At 61.5% G+C, this 18,753-nt stretch carries 15 protein-coding genes; 5 read left to right on the forward strand and 10 right to left on the reverse strand.

Annotated features, from left to right (window positions below):
* The 4 genes from AO356_RS29040 to AO356_RS29055 are packed head-to-tail and all read right to left on the reverse strand — an operon-like array spanning window position 1 to window position 4,040.
* Complete coding sequence (locus AO356_RS29040) at window positions 1–882, reverse strand: branched-chain amino acid ABC transporter permease (RefSeq protein ID WP_060742781.1); 882 nt, start codon at window positions 880–882, stop codon at window positions 1–3.
* A complete protein-coding gene (locus AO356_RS29045) occupies window positions 879–1,649 on the reverse strand; it encodes an ABC transporter ATP-binding protein (RefSeq protein ID WP_060742782.1) in 771 nt (256 codons plus the stop codon). Before AO356_RS29045 ends, AO356_RS29040 begins: the two co-directional genes overlap by 4 nt.
* On the reverse strand, window positions 1,646–2,617 hold the full coding sequence (locus AO356_RS29050) for an AMP-binding protein (protein ID WP_060742783.1): 972 nt from the start codon (window positions 2,615–2,617) through the stop codon (window positions 1,646–1,648). Before AO356_RS29050 ends, AO356_RS29045 begins: the two co-directional genes overlap by 4 nt.
* 4 nt (window positions 2,618–2,621) lie before the next feature.
* Window positions 2,622–4,040, reverse strand: coding sequence for an LLM class flavin-dependent oxidoreductase (locus AO356_RS29055; protein WP_060742784.1), 1,419 nt, complete (start codon window positions 4,038–4,040; stop codon window positions 2,622–2,624).
* Between the two features lie 133 nt (window positions 4,041–4,173).
* On the opposite strand from AO356_RS29055, the gene AO356_RS32755 reads away from it, so the two are divergent.
* Both AO356_RS32755 and AO356_RS29060 read left to right on the forward strand, forming a co-directional pair.
* Window positions 4,174–4,317: a hypothetical protein gene (locus AO356_RS32755; protein WP_160320222.1), complete on the forward strand. Its 144-nt coding sequence runs from the start codon at window positions 4,174–4,176 to the stop codon at window positions 4,315–4,317.
* 60 nt (window positions 4,318–4,377) lie between these two features.
* Entirely contained in the window at window positions 4,378–5,598 is a 1,221-nt protein-coding gene (locus AO356_RS29060; RefSeq protein WP_060742785.1) for a multidrug effflux MFS transporter, read from the forward strand.
* A 54-nt stretch (window positions 5,599–5,652) separates the two neighbouring features.
* Here the strand turns inward: AO356_RS29060 and AO356_RS29065 are convergent, their stop codons facing one another.
* Complete coding sequence (locus AO356_RS29065; protein WP_162491265.1) at window positions 5,653–6,858, reverse strand: DSD1 family PLP-dependent enzyme; 1,206 nt, start codon at window positions 6,856–6,858, stop codon at window positions 5,653–5,655.
* A 411-nt stretch (window positions 6,859–7,269) separates the two neighbouring features.
* Here AO356_RS29065 and AO356_RS29070 point away from each other — a divergent pair, with 411 nt between their 5' ends.
* Window positions 7,270–7,758: a hypothetical protein gene (locus tag AO356_RS29070; RefSeq protein WP_060742787.1), complete on the forward strand. Its 489-nt coding sequence runs from the start codon at window positions 7,270–7,272 to the stop codon at window positions 7,756–7,758.
* Between the two features lie 581 nt (window positions 7,759–8,339).
* Here the strand turns inward: AO356_RS29070 and AO356_RS29075 are convergent.
* Window positions 8,340–11,387, reverse strand: coding sequence for an FAD-binding and (Fe-S)-binding domain-containing protein (locus tag AO356_RS29075; protein ID WP_060742788.1), 3,048 nt, complete (start codon window positions 11,385–11,387; stop codon window positions 8,340–8,342).
* A 157-nt stretch (window positions 11,388–11,544) separates the two neighbouring features.
* On the opposite strand from AO356_RS29075, the gene AO356_RS29080 reads away from it, so the two are divergent.
* Both AO356_RS29080 and AO356_RS29085 read left to right on the forward strand, forming a co-directional pair.
* Window positions 11,545–12,447, forward strand: coding sequence for a LysR substrate-binding domain-containing protein (locus tag AO356_RS29080; RefSeq protein WP_060742789.1), 903 nt, complete (start codon window positions 11,545–11,547; stop codon window positions 12,445–12,447).
* A 291-nt stretch (window positions 12,448–12,738) separates the two neighbouring features.
* Window positions 12,739–13,434, forward strand: a complete 696-nt coding sequence (locus tag AO356_RS29085; protein ID WP_237140780.1) for an EthD domain-containing protein — start codon at window positions 12,739–12,741, stop codon at window positions 13,432–13,434.
* Window positions 13,435–13,538: 104 nt separating this feature from the next.
* Here AO356_RS29085 and AO356_RS29090 read toward each other — a convergent pair whose 3' ends face one another.
* The 4 genes from AO356_RS29090 to AO356_RS29105 all read right to left on the reverse strand — a co-directional run bounded on the left by AO356_RS29090 (window position 13,539) and on the right by AO356_RS29105 (window position 18,667).
* A complete protein-coding gene (locus AO356_RS29090) occupies window positions 13,539–14,672 on the reverse strand; it encodes an FAD-dependent oxidoreductase (RefSeq protein ID WP_081015446.1) in 1,134 nt (377 codons plus the stop codon).
* Between the two features lie 482 nt (window positions 14,673–15,154).
* Complete coding sequence (locus AO356_RS29095; protein ID WP_060742791.1) at window positions 15,155–16,624, reverse strand: NAD-dependent succinate-semialdehyde dehydrogenase; 1,470 nt, start codon at window positions 16,622–16,624, stop codon at window positions 15,155–15,157.
* 16 nt (window positions 16,625–16,640) lie between these two features.
* Entirely contained in the window at window positions 16,641–17,657 is a 1,017-nt protein-coding gene (locus AO356_RS29100) for a dihydrodipicolinate synthase family protein (RefSeq protein ID WP_060742792.1), read from the reverse strand.
* Between the two features lie 26 nt (window positions 17,658–17,683).
* Complete coding sequence (locus AO356_RS29105; protein WP_237140781.1) at window positions 17,684–18,667, reverse strand: ornithine cyclodeaminase family protein; 984 nt, start codon at window positions 18,665–18,667, stop codon at window positions 17,684–17,686.
* Window positions 18,668–18,753: the final 86 nt, after the last annotated feature.

Here is an 18,753-nt window from a genome sequence, read left to right on the forward strand (position 1 = left end):
TCATACCCGTTCAATGATCCGGTCGCCGAACAGGCCGGCCGGTCGGATGTAGAGGAAGATCAAGGCGAGGAAATAGGCGAACCAGGGCGTGATGCCGCCGCCGATCAACGGGCCGATATAGGCCTCGGCGAGGTTCTCGGCGGCGCCGACGATCAGCCCGCCGACGATGGCCCCGCCAATCGAGGTGAAGCCCCCGATGATCAGTACCGGCAGCGCCTTGAGCACCACCAGCGAAAGCGAGAACTGCACACCCTGGCGCGCGCCCCAGAGCAGCCCGGCGACCAGCCCGACCACCCCGGCCACGGCCCAGACGATCTGCCAGATGCGGTTGAGGTTGATGCCCAGCGACAGCGCTGCACGGGTGTCGTCGGCCACGGCGCGCAGGGCAACACCGATGCGAGTCTTGTTGAACAGCAGGGCCAGCACCGCCACCGTCAGCGCGGACACCCCGGCGGCGATCAGGTCGAACTGGCTGATCATGATCTCGCCGACGAACAGCGGGACGTCCTCGATGCCCAGGTCCAGTGCGCGCACCTGGGCGCCCATCAAGCCTTGGGCCAGGCCTTCGATGATGAACGACAGGCCGAGGGTGGCCATGAACAGGGTAATCTGCGAACGGTTGACCAACGGCCGCAATACCAGGCGCTCGATCAACAGCGCGCCGACGACCATCACCAACACCGTCAGGAGCAACGCCAGGGCAAAGGACAGGCCCTGTTCGCGCAAACTGACGAAGGTCAGCGCGGCGAACAACAGCATGGCGCCCTGGGCGAAATTGAACACGCCACTGGCCTTGTAGATCAGCACGAAACCGATGGCTACCAGCGAATACAAGGTGCCGGCCAGCAGCCCGCCGATCAGGGTTTCCAGAAAGAAGTTCATGAGCGAGGCGTCCCCAGGTAGGCAGCGATCACATCGGGATTGGCCTGGACTTCGGCCGGCGTGCCGTCGCCGACCTTGCGTCCGTAGTCCAGCACCACCACGTGGCTGGACAAGCCCATGACCACCTGGATGTCGTGCTCGATGAGAATCACCGTGGTGCCAAGATCACGATTGATATCGGCGATGAAGCGGCTCATGTCCTGTTTCTCCTCGGCGTTCATGCCGGCCATCGGCTCGTCGAGCAACAGCAGCGTCGGCTGCGCGATCAATGCCCGGCCCAGCTCCACGCGTTTCTGCAGGCCGTAGGCCAGGCTGCCCACGGCGACGTCGCGCCAAGCCTGCAACTCGAGAAATTCCAGCACCCGCTCGGCACGCTCGGCGAAGGCCCGCGCCTCGCGCCGGGCACGCGGCAAACCCAAGGCCTGTTCGAGAAAAAACGTCCGCTGGAAGCGCGACAGGCCGGTGAGCAGGTTGTCCACCACGCTCATTTTCTTGAACAGCGCATTGTTCTGGAACGTCCGACCGATACCGAGTCGCGCCGCCTTCAGCGGATGCGGGCGGCGCAACGGTTCGGCGGCGAAGAACAACTGGCCGGCGTCGGCCCGGTAGACGCCGTTGAGGATGTTCAGCAGCGAACTCTTGCCCGCGCCGTTCGGCCCGATCAGCGCGCAGATCTCGCCAAGCTTGACGCTGAACGAAAGGTCGGAAATCGCTTTCACGCCCTGGAACGACAGCGACACGTTGCGCACCTCCAGCAGCGCACTCATGCCGCTCGCTCCAGGTACTCCTGCAACCACGATTGGCGTGCAGGACCTTGCAGCACCGCGTCTGCGGGCGCGCTCGGCACTTCGATCCGGCGCAGCCGCTGGAAGCCGAGCAGGTGCCGCACCCGCGCCTTGAGCCAGCGGCGCAGGCCACGCCGCGGATCGTCCAGGGTCCATTCGCACAGGCGTCGGCGCCAACTGCCTGGAAGTGGCAGGCGAGCTTCGATTTCCGCCGCCAGGGATTCGACTCGCACGGCGGACAGCAGCAAGGCGGTGGGGGCGATCTCGCGACGATCGCGACTGGCTGACTCGCGCGTTTCCGGAAACGCCAAGCCTTCACCGCCCTCCAGCCAGCGACTGAACAAATGGGCCAGGCCATCGCGCCACTCGGTGCCTTCATCGACCCACACCACCGCGTCCTCGGCGACCTGGGCCCAGCCCTGGCGTTGCGCGGTCGGCGCCTCGGTGACGAACAGCACCGACAGCGACTGCACTTGCCACAGACCACGATTCGCTACGTTGACCTGGGCCGAATACAGCCGCAGCGGCCACTCCTCATCCAGGCCGCACTGCAGCCAGTGCGACACGCTTTCGCGGCGCTGGACAAAGGCGAACGCCGGACGGGTCAGGCGTAACTGACGTTGTAGATCCTCACCCCGGCTGTCGCGGTCGATCACCACGCTGTGCCCACCCAGTTGGCGTGCGGCCAGTGCCAGGATCAGCAGGCTCGGCTCGAAGGCACCACTGAGTGCCAGCCGCGCGCCGGGGGCAAAGCCCTGCTGGCGCAAGCCATCGCACACACGCTCGACCTCGCGCTGCACATCGATCCAACGCCAGGCCTTCCAGAGACCGAGGCGCCGATGGCGCAGGGCGATCTGCGTCGGTCGTTCCCTGGCCCAGCGTTGCAAGGCCGCCAGGGCGTTGTCCGTGACTCGGTCGGGCAGTGGCGAATTGAGTTCGTAGACACTCATGCGCTTACTCCTCAGCGGCCAAGGCCGGTTCAGCGAGGTGGCTGCGCGGGGCGAGGCGCTTCAAGTCCCGATAGCCGGCGCCAGGATGGTTAGCGGGCAGTCGCGGACCGTCGCCGAACAGCTTGTCGCGCAAGGTGCCGGGGCGGTATTCGGTCTTGTACGCACCGCGCTGTTGCAACTCGGGCACCAGCAGCTCGACCACATCGCGGAAGGTTTCATGGGCCAAGGCGTAGGCCAGGTTGAAACCGTCTACATCGGTGTCCTCGACCCAGGCCTGCAGCTCGTCGGCCACGGTTTGCGCACTGCCGACAATCAACGGGCCGAAGCCGCCGATACCGACCCAGTCGGCCAGCTCCTGGACGGTCCACTGCTTGTCCGGGTCAGCGGTAGAGAAGGTTTCCACGGCCGACTGGATGGCGTTGGTATGGATGTGCTTGAGCACCTGGTCGGGCCGGTACTGACCGAAATCGATACCGGTCCAACCGGAGATCAGCGCCAGCGCGCCCTCGTAGCTGCTGTAGGATTTCAGTTCCCGCCACTTGGCCTGGGCCTTGGCGTCGGTCTCGTCGACGATCACCGTCTGCAAGTTGAAGATCAGCACCTTGCGCGGATCGCGTCCGGCTTCGGCAGCACGCCGGCGTATATCGGCCACGGTCTTCTTCAGGATCACCTTGGACGGCGCGGCAACGAACACACATTCCGCGTGCCCGGCGGCGAAGTCCTTGCCACGACTCGACGCTCCCGCTTGATAGAGCACCGGCGTGCGCTGTGGCGACGGCTCGCAGAGGTGGATGCCCGGCACCTGGAAGTGCTTGCCCTGGTGGCGGATCTCGTGGACCTTGCTCGGGTCGCTGAAGATGCCGCGCTCACGGTCGCGCACCACCGCGCCCTCCTCCCAACTGCCTTCGAACAACTTGTAGAGCACCTCCAGGTATTCGTCGGCGTAGTCGTAGCGCGCATCGTGATCGCTCAGGGCCTTCTGCCCGAGGTTGCGCGCCCCGCTGTCGAGGTAAGAGGTGACGATGTTCCAACCGATGCGCCCCTTGGTCAGGTGGTCCAGCGTGGACAGGCGACGGGCGAAGGGATAAGGGTGCTCGAAGGTCAACGAGGCGGTGAGGCCAAAGCCCAGGTGTTCGGTCACCAGGGCCATCGGCGTGATCAACGCCAAGGGATCGTTGACCGGCACCTGCGTCGCCTGGCGGATGGCCGCATCGCCATTGCCACCGAGCACATCGTAGATACCAATCACATCGGCGATGAAGATGCCGTCGAACTTGCCGCGCTCCAACAGCTTGGCCAGGTCGGTCCAGTAATCCAGGTCCTTGTACTGCCAGGCGCGATCCTTGGGATGCCTCCAGAGACCGGGCGACTGGTGACCGACACAGTTCATCTCAAAGGCATTCAATCGAATTTCACGTGGCATGGGAACTCCTGCTCGATAGATTCAGCACCCCTTCCGAGTGCTTCTCACTGCTCTATCAACACAATTCGTGCCAAGTAATAATTCTTTTACTTACAACAAGTTAGATGTGCATTCGATCAACAGGAATGCCTGCATGGTGACAACCGTGTTGATCAACTGTCCGGTGGCAGACAGTGCGCAGGTGATTCCTGTGACGAAACTCGAACCGCCAATATTTAGCTTGACGCCTGAGATGATGATCATCATATTTAGCCAGAATATTATGACCATCATGTGAACCGCCACGGGCCGCAGACTCAGGTTGAGGCACGCCCTCCACCCGCGCAGGAGATGACGTATGGAAGCCAGAACTTCATTGGCGATTACCGCTAGCCAACCGCACGCCTCCACACAACCATTGACCGGCAAAGTCGTGGCGCTGCTTGCAGGCCTGGCGGCGATCAGCATGCTCTCTACCAACATCATCCTCCCGGCGTTTGCGGCGATCGGTGAAGACTTGGGCGTGACCGCTCGCGAGCTCGGCCTGACGCTGTCCAGTTTCTTCATCACCTTCGCCTTGGGCCAACTGGTGGTCGGGCCACTGGCCGACCGCTACGGGCGCCAGAAACTGGTGCTGGGCGGCTTGTCGGTGTTCGTGGTCGGCACCGTCATTGCCGGCCTTGCCAGCACCCTCGATGTGCTGATCGCCGGGCGCGTCGTGCAGGCGCTGGGCGTGTGTGCGGCCTCGGTGCTGTCGCGCGCCATCGCGCGGGATCTGTTCGAAGGCGAGACGCTCGCCCGCGCCCTGTCGCTGACGATGATCGCCACTGCCGCGGCACCGGGGTTTTCGCCGTTGGCCGGCAGCGTACTGGCCGTCACGCTCGGCTGGCGTGCCATCTTTATCCTGGTGGGACTGGCCGCCGTGGTACTGGCGTTCTTCTACGTGCGCGACCTCGGAGAAACCCATCCCGCCGATCGCCGGGCGCCCCACTCGGCCAAGAGCGTGGTACTCGCCTATCGCCGATTGGTACTGGATAAGCGCTTCATCCTTCCTGCCCTCTCAATGAGCCTGCTGATGAGCGGCCTGTTCGCCTCGTTCGCGGCGGCGCCCGCCATCCTGATGCAAGGTATCGGCCTGACGTCGGTGCAGACCGGCCTGTATTTCGCCTCTACGGTATTCGTCGTGTTCGCAGCCGGCATGGCGGCCCCGCGCCTGGCCCATCGTCATGGCACTCGAGTCATCACGCTCCTGGGCATCGCCTGCGCCATGATCGGCGGAGGCCTGCTTCTGGTAGGTCCGGCCGTGCCTGGGCTGTGGTGGTATGCCCTTTCGATGGTCACCTTCCTTTGGGGCATGGGTTTGGCCAACCCACTGGGCACGGCAATCACCATGGGCCCTTTCGGCAAAGAAGCCGGGATGGCCTCCGCACTGCTGGGTTTTCTCTCCATGGGCACGGCTGCGCTGACCACCTGGCTGGCCTCGGTCTTGAGCTTCGCACCGGTCACGACGCTGGGTGGGATTCAGGCGACGGCCTGCCTGCTCGCGCTGGTGCTGTTTCTGTTGCGGGGCAAGCTTTGAGCAAACCGCTTTGCCGGCCAAGCATGATGGAGGGTTGCGCCGGTGAAGCGCCAGTCAATACACCGGCCAGGTTTCGACAATCTTTCCCCCGCGCACGGCCAGCAAGTCGCCAAACTGCAGCAGCACGGACTCAGTCTGAGTCGGCCGTAAAAACACCTGGTCCTCCACGTTCAGCCCCACGGCCGGTGAGCCGTTGACCATTTCCTGGTTGGAACTGCGACCATAGAGTTCGTTACTTTGCAGCCCCGAGGGGGACTCGAACTCGGCCATCCAGTTGCCGCCATAGATGAAGAAGGTTCCGCGCTGATTCGGGTTCCACCAGGAGAACAATCGGGACTTGTCATCCAAAGCGGGAAAATTGACGGCCCCGGTGCTCTTCAACACCGGCGTTGCGATAAAGGCCGCCGGCACATGCTCGGCCAGCGACGGCAAGTCGTAATGGGTCGGTTTGAGAAACGCCGTCCCCACCGAGACCTCGCTGCTCAAGCGCTCCTGTTCATGTATGCGGTAGCTGGGGCTGCCGGCGGTATTGAGCGTGAGCCCGTCGTGCCAAAGCGCCGGAAAATGCTCACGTACGTAGTTCACATGGCCGTTGTAAATGACCATCACCTGGTCGAACAACGCCTGGGACGAACCGAGGACCCGGGGCACGCCCATACCGACAAACGGGTCATAACCCATGAAGCCTGAGAATTCGAGATGCTGTGGATGGGCACTGATCAGCCTCAGCATCTCGCCGAGCACCGCATGGTCAGCGACTCCGCCGCGATGCAGGCCGACATCCAACTCGATATTGACCCGCATCCGGATGCCCAGCCCCTGCGCCAACACCAGGTAATCCATCAGCCGCTGCGGGGTGTCGAGCAGCCATTGCAATTGCCTGGAAGGGTCAAAGGTGCCCTTGTGGGTTTGGTAGAACAGCTCGGCCGAGCGCACCGGCAAAGGCTTGCCGAGCAAGAGGTCGGCCTCGGGAAAGGTCACTGCATCCTGATTGAGGAACGGCTGGTGAAACGACATCAGCCGCTGGCTATCAGTTCGTTTGGCGATATACGCCAACAACCCCGGTGACGGCAGGGACTTCTCCACCAGGCGCAAGTGCTTGCCGGCACGTTTGACCGATTGCATGACCACATCGATGTTGTGATCGAGCCCATCGAGGTCGATCAGCATCACCGGCCGCATCGGCCCATGGACCTTCAGTTCCTGATTCAGCGCGTGGAAGTACTCGGTGTAGGGACTGCCCCGGTCGCTCGGACGCAACAGCGCCCCCGCGCCGACCATCAATGCACCCACTCCTGCGGTGCCGAGCATAAAGGTTCTACGGTTCATCAGGACGCTCCTTCGCGCGCAGTCAGGTGCACGTTACGGCAGCGCTACTCCAGCGTTGAGGTTATGGGAGGCCAGAAAGGGGGCTTTGGCGGCCATGCTTTGCCGATGTCCAGAAGACCTGCCCTCCAGGGTGAGTGGCTGCAACTGGCTCGATCCGTCCATGGCCTGCTCTTAGCGCCAGTTTTTCCAAAATATCCTGATGACATATTCACGTCCGCGATGGCAAGCTTGCGACCGCAGCCCAGCCCCGTATGCAGCCGGGCAAGTCGTCCCTATCCGATGCCCGTTGCCATTCACCTCGGGCACTCATCACCTGTTATCCAACTGAACAAGGATGTCCTCATGAAAATCTCTCTTGGTGTCGTCGCCCTGGCTGGCTGCCTGGCCAGCGTCCCTGTCTTGGCTGCCGGCCCGAGCCACAGCGATTTGTTCAAGGCCCTGGCGCAGTGCCAGGCCAGTGCGCAACAGGTGAGCGAGTTCAACGGCCTGGTTGACGCGGAGCAAGTGTCGCTAGCCAAGGATGAAGCGCACACCCCGTGGGGCGGTGGCGCCTGGCAAGCTTCCCCGGCGCTGACGGTGCACGGCGTGTCATCGACCACTCTGGTGATGACCGACCGCTTCAGCTTCTTTCTCCAGGCCAAAAGCGGCAACCCGAAGGCCGACGCAGAGAAGCTCGCCAGCGCCCTGAAACTGGAAAAGACGCTGGATACCGACGGCTACGTGGATTACCAGCGCAACCTCGACAACGGCGCGACCCTGCGCGTGGTCTCCACCGAAAACAAGGACAGCGATCTCTACGTGGGTTGCACCTATCAGCAGGACGCGTCCTGAGACCAGGCGACCTCGACAAAGCCTTCACCCAGTCGCAAGGCCGGGTCACATACCCAGACCCAATGTGGGAGCGAGCTTGCTCGCGATGAGGCCCGCCCTGCCAACATTTCATCGCCTGATCCACCGCCTTCGCGAGCAAGCTCGCTCCCACAGGAAGATCTGTGCCTGTCGAAAGGCTCGGGCCATGCCCAGCCCCATGTGGGAGCGAGCCTGCTCGCGATGAGGCCCGCCCTGCCGACATTTCATCGCCTGACCCACCGCCTTCGCGAGCAAGCTCGCTCCCACAGGAAGATCTGTGCCTGTCGAAAGGCTCGGGCCATGCCCAGCCCCATGTGGGAGCGAGCCTGCTCGCGATGAGGCCCGCCCTGCCGACATTTCATCGCCTGACCCACCGCCTTCGCGAGCAAGCTCGCTCCCACAGCAGGATCTGTGCCTGTCGAAAGACTCGGGCCATACCCAACCTCATGTGGGAGCGAGCTTGCTCGCGATGAGGCCCGCCCTGCCGACATTTCATCGCCTGACCCACCACCTTCGCGAGCAAGCTCGCTCCCACAGGGGATCTGTGACTATCCGAGCCCGGCCTACACGCCCTTCACCCGTGCCAACAAAACCTGCAGGGGATGAAGCACTGCGACACCCTCTTGCCGCTTCACCTGGCTGCGGCAAGAGTACCCATCGGCGACCACCCTGCCTGACCGGTTGAGTTTCTGCAGGAGCGGCTTCCAGGACTGCCCGTAGATCGTGTCGGACGTTCCAGCATTTCGCGTTTCATGCCCGTAGGTGCCCGACATCCCGCAACAGCCGCTGGCCTGCACTTGAAGCGTCAGGCCCATGCGCTGGAAAATTTTCTGCCATTGCCCGATGCTGCCCGGCTCATTGGTCTTTTCCGTGCAATGGGGCAGGAAGTGGTAAGGCTCTTGCTCTTCCACTGCTGCGTCTTCCGGCAGCGCATTCATCAGCCACTCCTGCGCAAGCATCACCTGGGGAGCGTTGCCGGCATCCAGTATCTTGGCATATTCCTGTCGATAGACCAGGGTCATCGCCGGATCGAGCCCCACCAATGGCACTCGATACTGCTGGAGGCTGAGCAAGGTCTGGCCGTTGAAGCTGGCGGCCTTCTCGAACGCTTTCAGGAAACCCTGCACCTGAAGCGGTTTGCCGTTGGGCGCGTACGGGGCCAGGAAGACTCGGTAGCCCAGCCTCGAGATCAGCTCCACCCAATCAACGAGCAATGGCGTTTCAAAAAACCGGGTAAAAGCGTCCTGAACGAGGATGACACTTTTCTCACGCTGCTCAGCGCTAAGCGCTTCCAGGCGCTCCGGAGTTGCCACCTCCACGTTCCAGCGCCGGCACACGGCGGCAAAATCCACCAGGCTGAGCAGCGGGCTATCGACCATCCCGGCGACTCGTTCGAGCCCCCAGCGGATCGGCCGGGCACTCATCACGAAGTTGTACAGCCGCGGCATCTTGGCGAGATACGGAACCGTGTATTCCAATGAACCAATCAGGTAGTCCTTGAGGGGACGCAGGTAGCGGCTGTGATAAAGCTCAAGGAAACGCGAGCGAAACTCCGGCACATTCACTTTGACAGGGCATTGGCCCGCGCAGGATTTGCAAGCCAGGCAACCACTCATCGCCTCATAGACCTCATGGGAAAAGTCCGGCTGCCCCATCTTCCGGGCCAGGCTATTCACGGCCCGGCGCGCAACGCCCGGCGCCCCGCCAGCCCCTCGAACCCGCTCGCTGGCCGCCAGTACATCGACACCCTGCTCGCCCTGCAACCTCAGCCATTCCCGGATCAGCGAGGCCCGCCCCTTGGGCGAGTGAATGCGATTGCGCGTCGCCTTCCAGGACGGGCACATGGCGTCGTCCGGGTCGAAGTTGTAGCACGCGCCATTGCCATTGCAATGAACCGCCGTGTCATAGCTTTGCCAGACACGTTCATCGATGGTGCGATCCAGGGCACCACGCATTTGCACTTCATCGACGCGGGTCAATCGAGCGCCGGGCAGCGTGTTCGGGGTGGCGATCTTGCCGGGGTTGAGTTGGTTGAATGGATCGAAAGCCGCCTTGAGCGCTTGCAGCGCGGGGTACAAATCACCGAAGTAATCGGGCACGTATTGCGACCTCAAGCCCTTGCCATGTTCGCCCCACAACAGTCCGCCGTACTGTTGCGTCAAGGCCGCGACCGCATCGGAAATTGGCCGGATCAAGGCGGCCTGGGTCGGGTCCTTCATGTCGAGGATCGGCCGCACATGCAAGACCCCGGCGTCGACGTGACCGAACATGCCGTACTGCAGGTCATGGCGATCGAGCAGCGCACGGAACGCCTGGATGAAGTCCGCCAGGTGTTCGGGTGGAACAGCGGTGTCTTCGACAAACGGCTGGGGCCTGGCCTCGCCCTTGACGTTACCCAACAACCCCACGGCGCGCTTGCGCATCGCATAGACACGCTTGAGCGCATCGGCGCCGATGGCCAGTGTGTGGCCCAAGCGGACCACAGAAGTATCGCGCTGCAGGTGCAGGACGAACTCATGAACCTGCTGCTGAACCGCCGCTTCGTCATCCCCACTGAACTCGATGAGATTGATCCCGAGCGTCGGCCTATCAGGGTCTTCAGGGAAATACTCGGCGACGCCGTGCCAGACAATGTCCTTCATCGCCAGCATCAGCACTTTCGAGTCCACGGTCTCGATCGACAACGGCTTCATTGCCATCAACGCCTTCGCGTCACGCAAGGCCTCCATGAACCCGGCGTAACGCACGTTTACCAGGATGGAGTATGTCGGGATAGGCAGGACGTTCAGTTTGGCTTCGACGATGAAGCCCAGGGACCCTTCGGAGCCGCAAAGAACGCTGTTCAGATTGAAGCGCCCATCGGGTTCACGCAAATGGGCCAAGTCATAACCGGTCAGGCAACGGTTGAGTTTCGGGAAGGTGTCCCTGATCAGCTCGGCGTGGGTATCGGCAATGTCCAACGCACACTGGTAGACCTCCCCCACCCGATCCTGGCGTTCGACCAGCGCCGATAACAGCGCGGCGTCGACGGCTGAACTGGTGAGACGAGCACCGCCCAGCAACACCGTCGAAAGTTCGAGCACGTGATCGCGCGTCTTGCCGTAGGTGCAGCTCCCCTGGCCACTCGCGTCCGTATTGATCATGCCGCCAATAGTCGCGCGGTTAGACGTCGAGAGCTCGGGGGCAAAGAACAAACCGTAGGGTTTGAGCGCTGCGTTCAACTGATCCTTGACCACACCGTTCTGTACCCTGGCCCAGCGTTCCTCGACGTTGATTTCCAGGATGTTGTTCAGATGGCGGGAAAGGTCGACCACCACACCATCGGTGAGCGATTGCCCGTTGGTGCCGGTGCCGCCACCGCGCGGCGTGAGCACGACCGCACGGTGCGCGGGTTCGGCGGCCAGGCGTGACAGGATCATAACGTCCTGTTCATCCAGGGGGAATACCGCCGCTTGAGGCAGGCGCTGGTAGATGGAATTGTCGGTGGCCAATACCGTCCGGTCGCCATGGTCGCGGGCAATCTCGCCTTGGAACCCCGCCACTTGGAGCGCATTCAGAAAAGCGTCATAGGTCGCTTTCTGGGGGTCAGGAGGCGATAACCGGGCAATCATGATGTATTCCTACAGGCTGAAAAGCTAATCTATGCATTCACATTACGTATGCTCAGTACAGGACGTATCGAGCAGCTGCATAAGGTTTTCATGATTCTTGCCTGCCTATACGGTCGGAGCAAACGTAATTCCTGCTGTTTTTGCATGAGCTTTATGAATGAACCCTAGACGACTGACGCCCTCGATGTCGCTGCTGGTTGCCTTTGAGGCCGCCGCACGCCATTGCAGCTTCACCAAGGCCGCGGAAGAGTTGGCACTGACCCAAAGCGCCGTCAGCCGACAGGTGCAGACCCTGGAGGCGCAACTTGAAATCGAACTCTTCCGCCGCGAAGGGCGAAAGATTGAACTGACCGCCGCCGGCGCGCTGTATCAGCACGAGCTGGCGGCCGCGTTGGGGCGTATTCGAAGCGCAACGTTGCAGGCCATCGCCTACAAGAGCGACAGCGGCCCATTGAACCTGGCCGTGCTGCCAACCCTCGGTTCCAAATGGCTGCTGCCGCGGATGCATGAATTCTATGCCAGGCACCCGGACCTGCTGGTGCACATACATTCGAGGATCATCCGCGAAGACGTTCAATCCTCCACCCACGACATGAATGCAATCATCTGCGCAGGCTCGGGGGAATGGCCTGGCTACATTGCACATCAGTTGCTCACGGAAAAACTGGTGGTGGTGGCCAGCCCGACCGCATTGCCCGAGTACCGGGCAATGTCGCCGGAGAACGTTGCCGAGCATGCCTTGTTGAACGTCGTATCAAGGCCCGGGGCCTGGTCGGACTGGTTCGACAAGCACAACGTCGACCACCGCAACATGCGATCCGGCCCGAGCTTTGAACTGACTGCCCACCTGATCCAAGCCGTGTCGGCGGGGATCGGGATTGGGCTGGTTCCACAAATCCTGGTCCAGGATGAACTGAAGAGCGGCGACCTGGTTGCGCTGTTTGAACCGATGGAAAGTGGACGCAGCTATTACCTTGTCTATGCGAGCCGATACCAACACCTGCCGGCGTTGAAGGCCTTCAGCGCCTGGCTTCTGTCGTTGCCGTTTCCTGACAACTGAGGCCTGGAGGTCCTTCGCCGGACCGAGGGAACGTGAGCTCTGCACTGCGCAGACGATGTGGCTGACCGGAAACAGCCTCGTGATCTGTGGGCCCCCGTCAAGCATGTTTTTGCGCGATACCTGCCAGCAGAAACACTGATTGGTTTCAAGGGCGGTCTTGGTCTTATCTTTTATTTCTAAAAAATTACGGTGAGTGCAGCCCGCCAAAACCGTATTCGATGTGATCAACCCCGACCAGACGCGAGTGCCCTCATGATTAAAATGCTAGCTGCCGTACGCCGGAAACCCGGCATGACTCATGCCGAGTTCTTGAGCTATATAGAACACCAGCATGGAGAAATCGCCCGGGTCAAACCTCTAGGTGTCAAACGATACGTGCAGAACCATGTCATCGACTCGGCGTTCGGGGTGGACTCCGATAGCGCCTACACACAAACATTTCACCGAGACTCCGTCACGGAATTATTTTTTGACGATATGTCAGGCTTGATCCACACCTTCAGCGATCCCTATACCCAACAAACCGTCGGACCCGATGCAAAAAATTTCGCCGACCTGTCCAAACAGGCCGCTCAGTTGATGGATGAAGTAGAGATCTCCAATACCGGTTCAGCCCCCCACACATGGAAAGCGATCGTCTTCCTGAAAAAAAATCCAACGGTGCAACTGGATACCTTCTTCACCGCTTGGGATTCAGCTCACGACGCTGTTGCCAATCGATACCCGGATTTCCAGAAAGCGCTGCGCAGGCACGTTCGCGCCAGATACCTGCCCGAGGGTGACCGAGTGACGTCTTATTTCGGGCCGGACATAGCGGTATACGAAGGCACTTCCAGCCTGTGGTTTGAACATGAAGCCGATCTTTCTGTTTTTCGTCAGTATCAGCGATCGCTGTTCCAACAGCTTTCAGACGAGGGCGTCGTGCTGCCGTCTGAATCTTTTTTCGTCTATGTCAATGAAGTCGTCATCCTGGATTTGTGCCAGTAGAGATTGATGACCTCCCCCCTCTTCGAACTGGATGCTGAAGCGATTCAAGGTCGCTCTCTACACCTTCTTTTGCAGGGTGCATCCAGCCGAAGAGTCCCGATGACTCAGATAGGCTCGGCCAACGTCGCAGTGGACTCGCGCATGATCTGGGCATGCTCTTCCTTGTCACCCCCACTCTTTTCTATCTCGCACAGACGCGCGGAGTTCTCCACCACCAGTTGGCAGCGCGCCCAACGCCGCGCTTCGAACCGCGTCAGGGCAGCCTGTATATCGCTATCGGCGAGCAGTTCTTCGGCCAGCACGATGGCGCTCTCGATGCCAATGCCAGCCCCGGACGCCAGATGTGGCGTGGTGGCATGCACCGTGTCTCCAATCAGCACGATGCGACCTTTATGCCATGGCAACGGCACCAGCAAATTGGCCAGCGGACGATAGTCGATATTGGCGCCCGCCTCGTACAGTTGCGGCACCAGCCCTTGCAGGACCGGCGCGGGGAACTCACCCAGCAGACGCGCCATTTCACCTGGCCAACTGGCCGGATCGATCCACTCGGAAAATTCGCGGTTTTCCATGAGGAACATGTACATATGCGTTTCGGAGATGGGATTGACGCCGACCTTGGTGCGGCCCAGCCAATGCGTGGGGCGTACGATTTCCGGCGGACGCTTCAGCACCGCGCGCCAGACACTCTGGTGAATGGGCTTTGGCGAGGGCGCCTCCGGGAAAAACTCCTTGCGCATCCGCGAGTGCACGCCATCGGCAGCGATGACCAGGTCATAGCGCCCAGCGGTGCCGTCGGTGAAAGACACTTCAACGCCATTCTCGTGCTCGATGATGCTGTCGAACGTGATGCCGAGGCGCACATGAGTGCCCACCTCCCGCGTCTTGTCGGCAAAGATCCGAGCCAGCACCGGGCGCAGGATGCCGCCGCCACAGGGTATCGGCTTATCGCTGACCGGAGGTCGAAGCGCCAACTGCACGATCAGGTCGCCTGCCGGTGAAAACACATCGAAATTGGTCGACAGATACCCTTCCCCAGCCACCCGCTCAAGAATCCCGACCGTATCCAGCGCCCGCAACGTGGGCCCACTGAGCGTAATACCCGCCCCCAGGGGACACCACAGAGGGTCTATCTCCACCAGGTCCACTTCGACGCCCTGAGAGGCGAGCTGGATAGCTGCGGTCATACCGGAAAACCCGCCTCCGATCACCAGGACCTTACTGACTGCTGCAATCATCACGCTCTCCTAATTATTCTTATTTCAATCGGGCTGACATTGCATGGCGCACCGACAAGCTCTGCAGCGCTATCGACTCAATGCCGCAAACTCATGAAGTTCCGACTGACAATGCCGGATCGACAACGAGACTATCGAATCGGCTATCAGCGCTGAAATCGCTTTCCACAATCAGAGGTATCGCAGGAGGTGATGGGTGTCGGAGGGAAGGCTTGTTCGATTGCTGAACACCCGCAGTCCGCCTGTGGGAGCGAGCCCGCTCGCGATGGCGGAGAGTCAGTTTGCAGTGATGCTCGATGTGCCGGCGTCATCGCGAGCGAGCTCGCTCCCACAGGGGCAGCGCGTGTTCACGGTATCTGGACACAACACAAAAACCTGTGGGAGCGAGCTTGCTCGCGATGGCGGTGGGCAGTTTGCAGTGAGGTTGACTTGCCTCGCGCATATGAAGCGAACTGCGGTTCATATGAACCGCAGACGTGGGTTCACACGTTTTCCAAGCCATCCCAGCAGAGGTATTTCACCTCAAGGAACTCATCGATCCCAAGGTGAGATCCTTCTCGCCCAAGACCGCTCTGCTTGACCCCACCGAAGGGTGCGACCTCATTTGAAATCAAGCCACAGTTGATGCCCACCATGCCCGATTCGATGCGGGCGGCGTTGCGCCAGATACGGGCCGCGTCGCGGCTGAACAGATATGCCGCCAAGCCGAACTCGCTGTCGTTGGCCATCGCAATGGCTTCGTCGTCCCTGTCGAAACGCACCAGTGGCATGACCGGGCCGAAGATCTCTTCGCGGGCGACCCGCATCCCATGAGTCACATCGGCCAACAAGGTGGGTTGGAAGAAACACCCGCCCAGGGCATGGGGCTTGCCGCCGGACAGCAGTCGAGCGCCTTGCGCCAGCGCATCATCGACAAGCGCCTGGGATTTTCGTACCGCCGCGTCATCGATCAACGGCCCAACCTGTACACCCGGCTCCAGGCCATTGCCCACTTTCAGGCGTGCCATGCGCTCGACGATGCGCTCGGCCAATGCGTCATAGACCCCTGACTGCACCAGCACCCGATTCGCGCCGATACAGGACTGTCCACCATTGCGAAACTTGGCCAACATCACACCGTCAGCCGCCGCATCAAGATCAGCATCGTCGAAGACAATGAACGGGGCATTGCCGCCCAGTTCCATGGAGCATTTCTTGACCGTCTGTGCCGCTTGCGCCAGCAGCAGCCGGCCCACTTCCGTGGACCCGGTGAAGGTGAGTTTGCGCACCAGCGGGTTGGCCGTGAGTTCACCGGCAATGTCACGGGTGTCATTGCCGGTGATCACACTGAAAACACCGGCCGGCACACCCGCACGCAGGGCGAGTTCAGCCAGCGCCAGGGCGGTCAGGGGTGTCTGGCTGGCCGGTTTCACGACCATCGTGCAACCGGCCGCAAGCGCTGGAGCGGCCTTGCGCGTGATCATGGCAGCGGGGAAATTCCAGGGCGTTATCGCCGCGCAAACCCCGATGGGCTCGCGCAGTACCACAATGCGCTGTGTGTCCTTTACGCCTGGAATCAGATCACCGCGCACCCGTGTGGCTTCCTCGCCAAACCAGCGTACGAAAGACGCCGCGTAATCGACTTCACCCCGCGCCTCCTCCAGTGGCTTGCCCTCCTCCAGGGTAATCAACGTGGCAATGTCCTCACGATGTTCAACCATCAACTCGTACCAACGGCGCAATACCTCGCCACGGCGTTTAGCCGTCAGGCGGCGCCACGGGCCGAAGGCCTCATGCGCCGCGTCGATGGCGTGCCGAACCTCAGCTTCACCGCAGCGTGGCAACTCGGCCAACACCGATTGATCCACCGGATTACGCAGCGTGTACTGGCCGTTCGGCGTCTCGGTCAGCCACTCTCCAGCGATGTAGGCACCGGTACGCCACAGCGTGGGATCCTTAAGTAAATGCTTCACTTTTCAATCCTCTCAATCAGCACGGGTGACGTCCGATCATGAAGGCGCTGTCAGGGTCCGCAGTCACCGGCAGCCCCGCCGCAACCAACCCTTGACGCAGGGACTTCATGAGGCGATCCGGCACGCGCATCGCCGGGGCACGCAGTGGGCCACCGTTGAAGCCGGCGAGCCAATCCTGGTATTTCCACATCGTGCGGTTGAGTACCCCGGTGCCGCCGGCATAGCTTTGCGCGGCGGCGCCGTTGGCGCTGCGGGCCGGATTGACCTTCCAATACAGCTCCATCGCCTCCTCGAAGCGGCCCGTGCGGGCCAGTTCGAAAGCTTTCGGGTAGTAGTCGCTCATCCAGGCCGTGTTGCTGGTGCCGGAAAACTGCAGTTTCATCAGGCTCATCAGGGGGATCGCGTCAGCTTCGATCGGGCAACTGATCACCACCTGATCACGAAAGTGGTAGTACATTTCGCAAATACCCGCCGGCAGCGGGAACCCTTGCTCCGACTTGATGGCCGCGATGTTCGGGCAATCGGCCAACAGCCGACGAACCAACTCCAACGACATCCCTGCCGGATGCACGCGCTCAAAGCCCCAGAGCGGAATCGGGAACAGCATGACGGCGAGGTCCGTCGCGTCGCAGAACGACTTGGTGTAGTCGTAGATTTCCTGCTCGCTGGTCGGCCAGAACTGCGGCGGATAGGAGAGCAGGACGATGTCTGCACCGGCATTCTCGGCGAGCTTCACCGCCTCGATGTTCTCCGCCAGCGTGCCAAAAGCCGCATGGAAGAACAGGATCAGGTTTTTCCCCGACTCACGGGCCCAGGCCGTGAACTGAGCGTTTTCCTGGGCAGAGATCGCCAGTTCGCTGCACAGCAACGTGCTGCTGTAACCCAGTCCTGCCACCTGTTCGATATCGTGGCGTATGCCCCGTTCATTGAGACGCTTCAGGTCGGCGCTAAAACTCGGAATGGTGACCGCCGAGCAGCCCACCAGGTATTCCCGCGCCCAGGCACGGGCATCCGCTTTCTTGTAAGTGGCCATGGTGATTTCCTTTGAACAGTGAGGGGTTATTTCGAGACAGGGATAATGCTGGCAGGCAGCTCGATGCCGAGGCCTTGTTTCCTGGCGCGCTCGTACAGCGCTTGTGCGATGACGACATCCTGCAGCGCCGAGCCCACCGATTTGTAGAGGACGATGTCGTTGGCGTTCTGGCGCGGGTTGACACGACCCGCCACCAGGTCCGACAGCGCGACCAACTTGTCGGCGACATAAACGCCGGCACTGATCGCAGCAATGGCGTCACCCGTATCGTGAAGCACCTCTTGCGGCATATCCGCGACGATGCAGACGGCTCGCTCCATCGTGACCGGGTCAACCTCCCGTTGCTCAGGCAAGGTGGACCCCAGCGACACGACCGTAGCGCCCGGGCAAAGCCAGGCGCCTTGCAGTACCGGGGACTCGTCACGGCTGCGTGCGGCACAAATCACCACGTCACAATCCCGTACGGCCTCTTGCGCGCTGCTCACCGCTTGGATATCCAGCCCGGGCCTGAAACTTTCGGCAAACCGCTCGCGGCTCGCGGGCGTCGGACTGAAGACCCGGACATGGGCCACATCGCGCACGGACTTAAGGCAGTCCAACGCGCCACGGGCCTCAAATCCCGAGCCAATCACACCCACCCGCAGCGCGCGCTTGGGCGCCAGCAAATCGACCGCCAACGCAGCGGTTGCCGCGGTGCGCAACCCCGTCACCCGATTGCCATCGATCAAGGCGCTGAGTGCCATGGTTTGCTGGTTGAACAATGCGATCAGGTAGCTGGCGCAACGCGCCCGCATCGAGGCCGCGATCAACTTGCAGCCCATATGGCCGCCAGCCGGGGGTACAGCGGTCAAACTGCGCAGCCAGATGCCATCGCCCCGGGCCATGGAACGAGGCGGTACCATGGCATCCGATGCAGGGTGTGCGTACGCCTCGGCGAGCGCGGCAACGGCGGTGCTCCAGTCGGCGAGCGAGGCAACATCGGCGTCGCTGAGAAAAAGCGTCGGGGCCATGGCTTGGGACTCTTGGGGGTGATGCATAGCGCTAACCTCGCAATCGGGTATCAATCGGTGATTGACTGACACCCTACGAGGCCCAC

It is taken from the genome of Pseudomonas fluorescens (assembly GCF_001307275.1).
Taxonomy (GTDB): Bacteria; Pseudomonadota; Gammaproteobacteria; order Pseudomonadales; family Pseudomonadaceae; genus Aquipseudomonas; species Aquipseudomonas fluorescens_AA.

Bases quoted from the DNA above. Each gene is read 5' to 3' on its own strand.
- AO356_RS29040 (WP_060742781.1), bottom strand. From the start codon at position 882: ATGAACTTCTTTCTGGAAACCCTGATCGGCGGGCTGCTGGCCGGCACC.
- AO356_RS29045 (WP_060742782.1), bottom strand. From the start codon at position 1,649: ATGAGTGCGCTGCTGGAGGTGCGCAACGTGTCGCTGTCGTTCCAGGGC.
- AO356_RS29050 (WP_060742783.1), bottom strand. From the start codon at position 2,617: ATGAGTGTCTACGAACTCAATTCGCCACTGCCCGACCGAGTCACGGAC.
- AO356_RS29055 (WP_060742784.1), bottom strand. From the start codon at position 4,040: ATGCCACGTGAAATTCGATTGAATGCCTTTGAGATGAACTGTGTCGGT.
- AO356_RS32755 (WP_160320222.1), top strand. From the start codon at position 4,174: ATGGTGACAACCGTGTTGATCAACTGTCCGGTGGCAGACAGTGCGCAG.
- AO356_RS29060 (WP_060742785.1), top strand. From the start codon at position 4,378: ATGGAAGCCAGAACTTCATTGGCGATTACCGCTAGCCAACCGCACGCC.
- AO356_RS29070 (WP_060742787.1), top strand. From the start codon at position 7,270: ATGAAAATCTCTCTTGGTGTCGTCGCCCTGGCTGGCTGCCTGGCCAGC.
- AO356_RS29075 (WP_060742788.1), bottom strand. From the start codon at position 11,387: ATGATTGCCCGGTTATCGCCTCCTGACCCCCAGAAAGCGACCTATGAC.
- AO356_RS29080 (WP_060742789.1), top strand. From the start codon at position 11,545: ATGAACCCTAGACGACTGACGCCCTCGATGTCGCTGCTGGTTGCCTTT.
- AO356_RS29085 (WP_237140780.1), top strand. From the start codon at position 12,739: ATGACTCATGCCGAGTTCTTGAGCTATATAGAACACCAGCATGGAGAA.
- AO356_RS29090 (WP_081015446.1), bottom strand. From the start codon at position 14,672: ATGATTGCAGCAGTCAGTAAGGTCCTGGTGATCGGAGGCGGGTTTTCC.
- AO356_RS29100 (WP_060742792.1), bottom strand. From the start codon at position 17,657: ATGGCCACTTACAAGAAAGCGGATGCCCGTGCCTGGGCGCGGGAATAC.
- AO356_RS29105 (WP_237140781.1), bottom strand. From the start codon at position 18,667: ATGGCCCCGACGCTTTTTCTCAGCGACGCCGATGTTGCCTCGCTCGCC.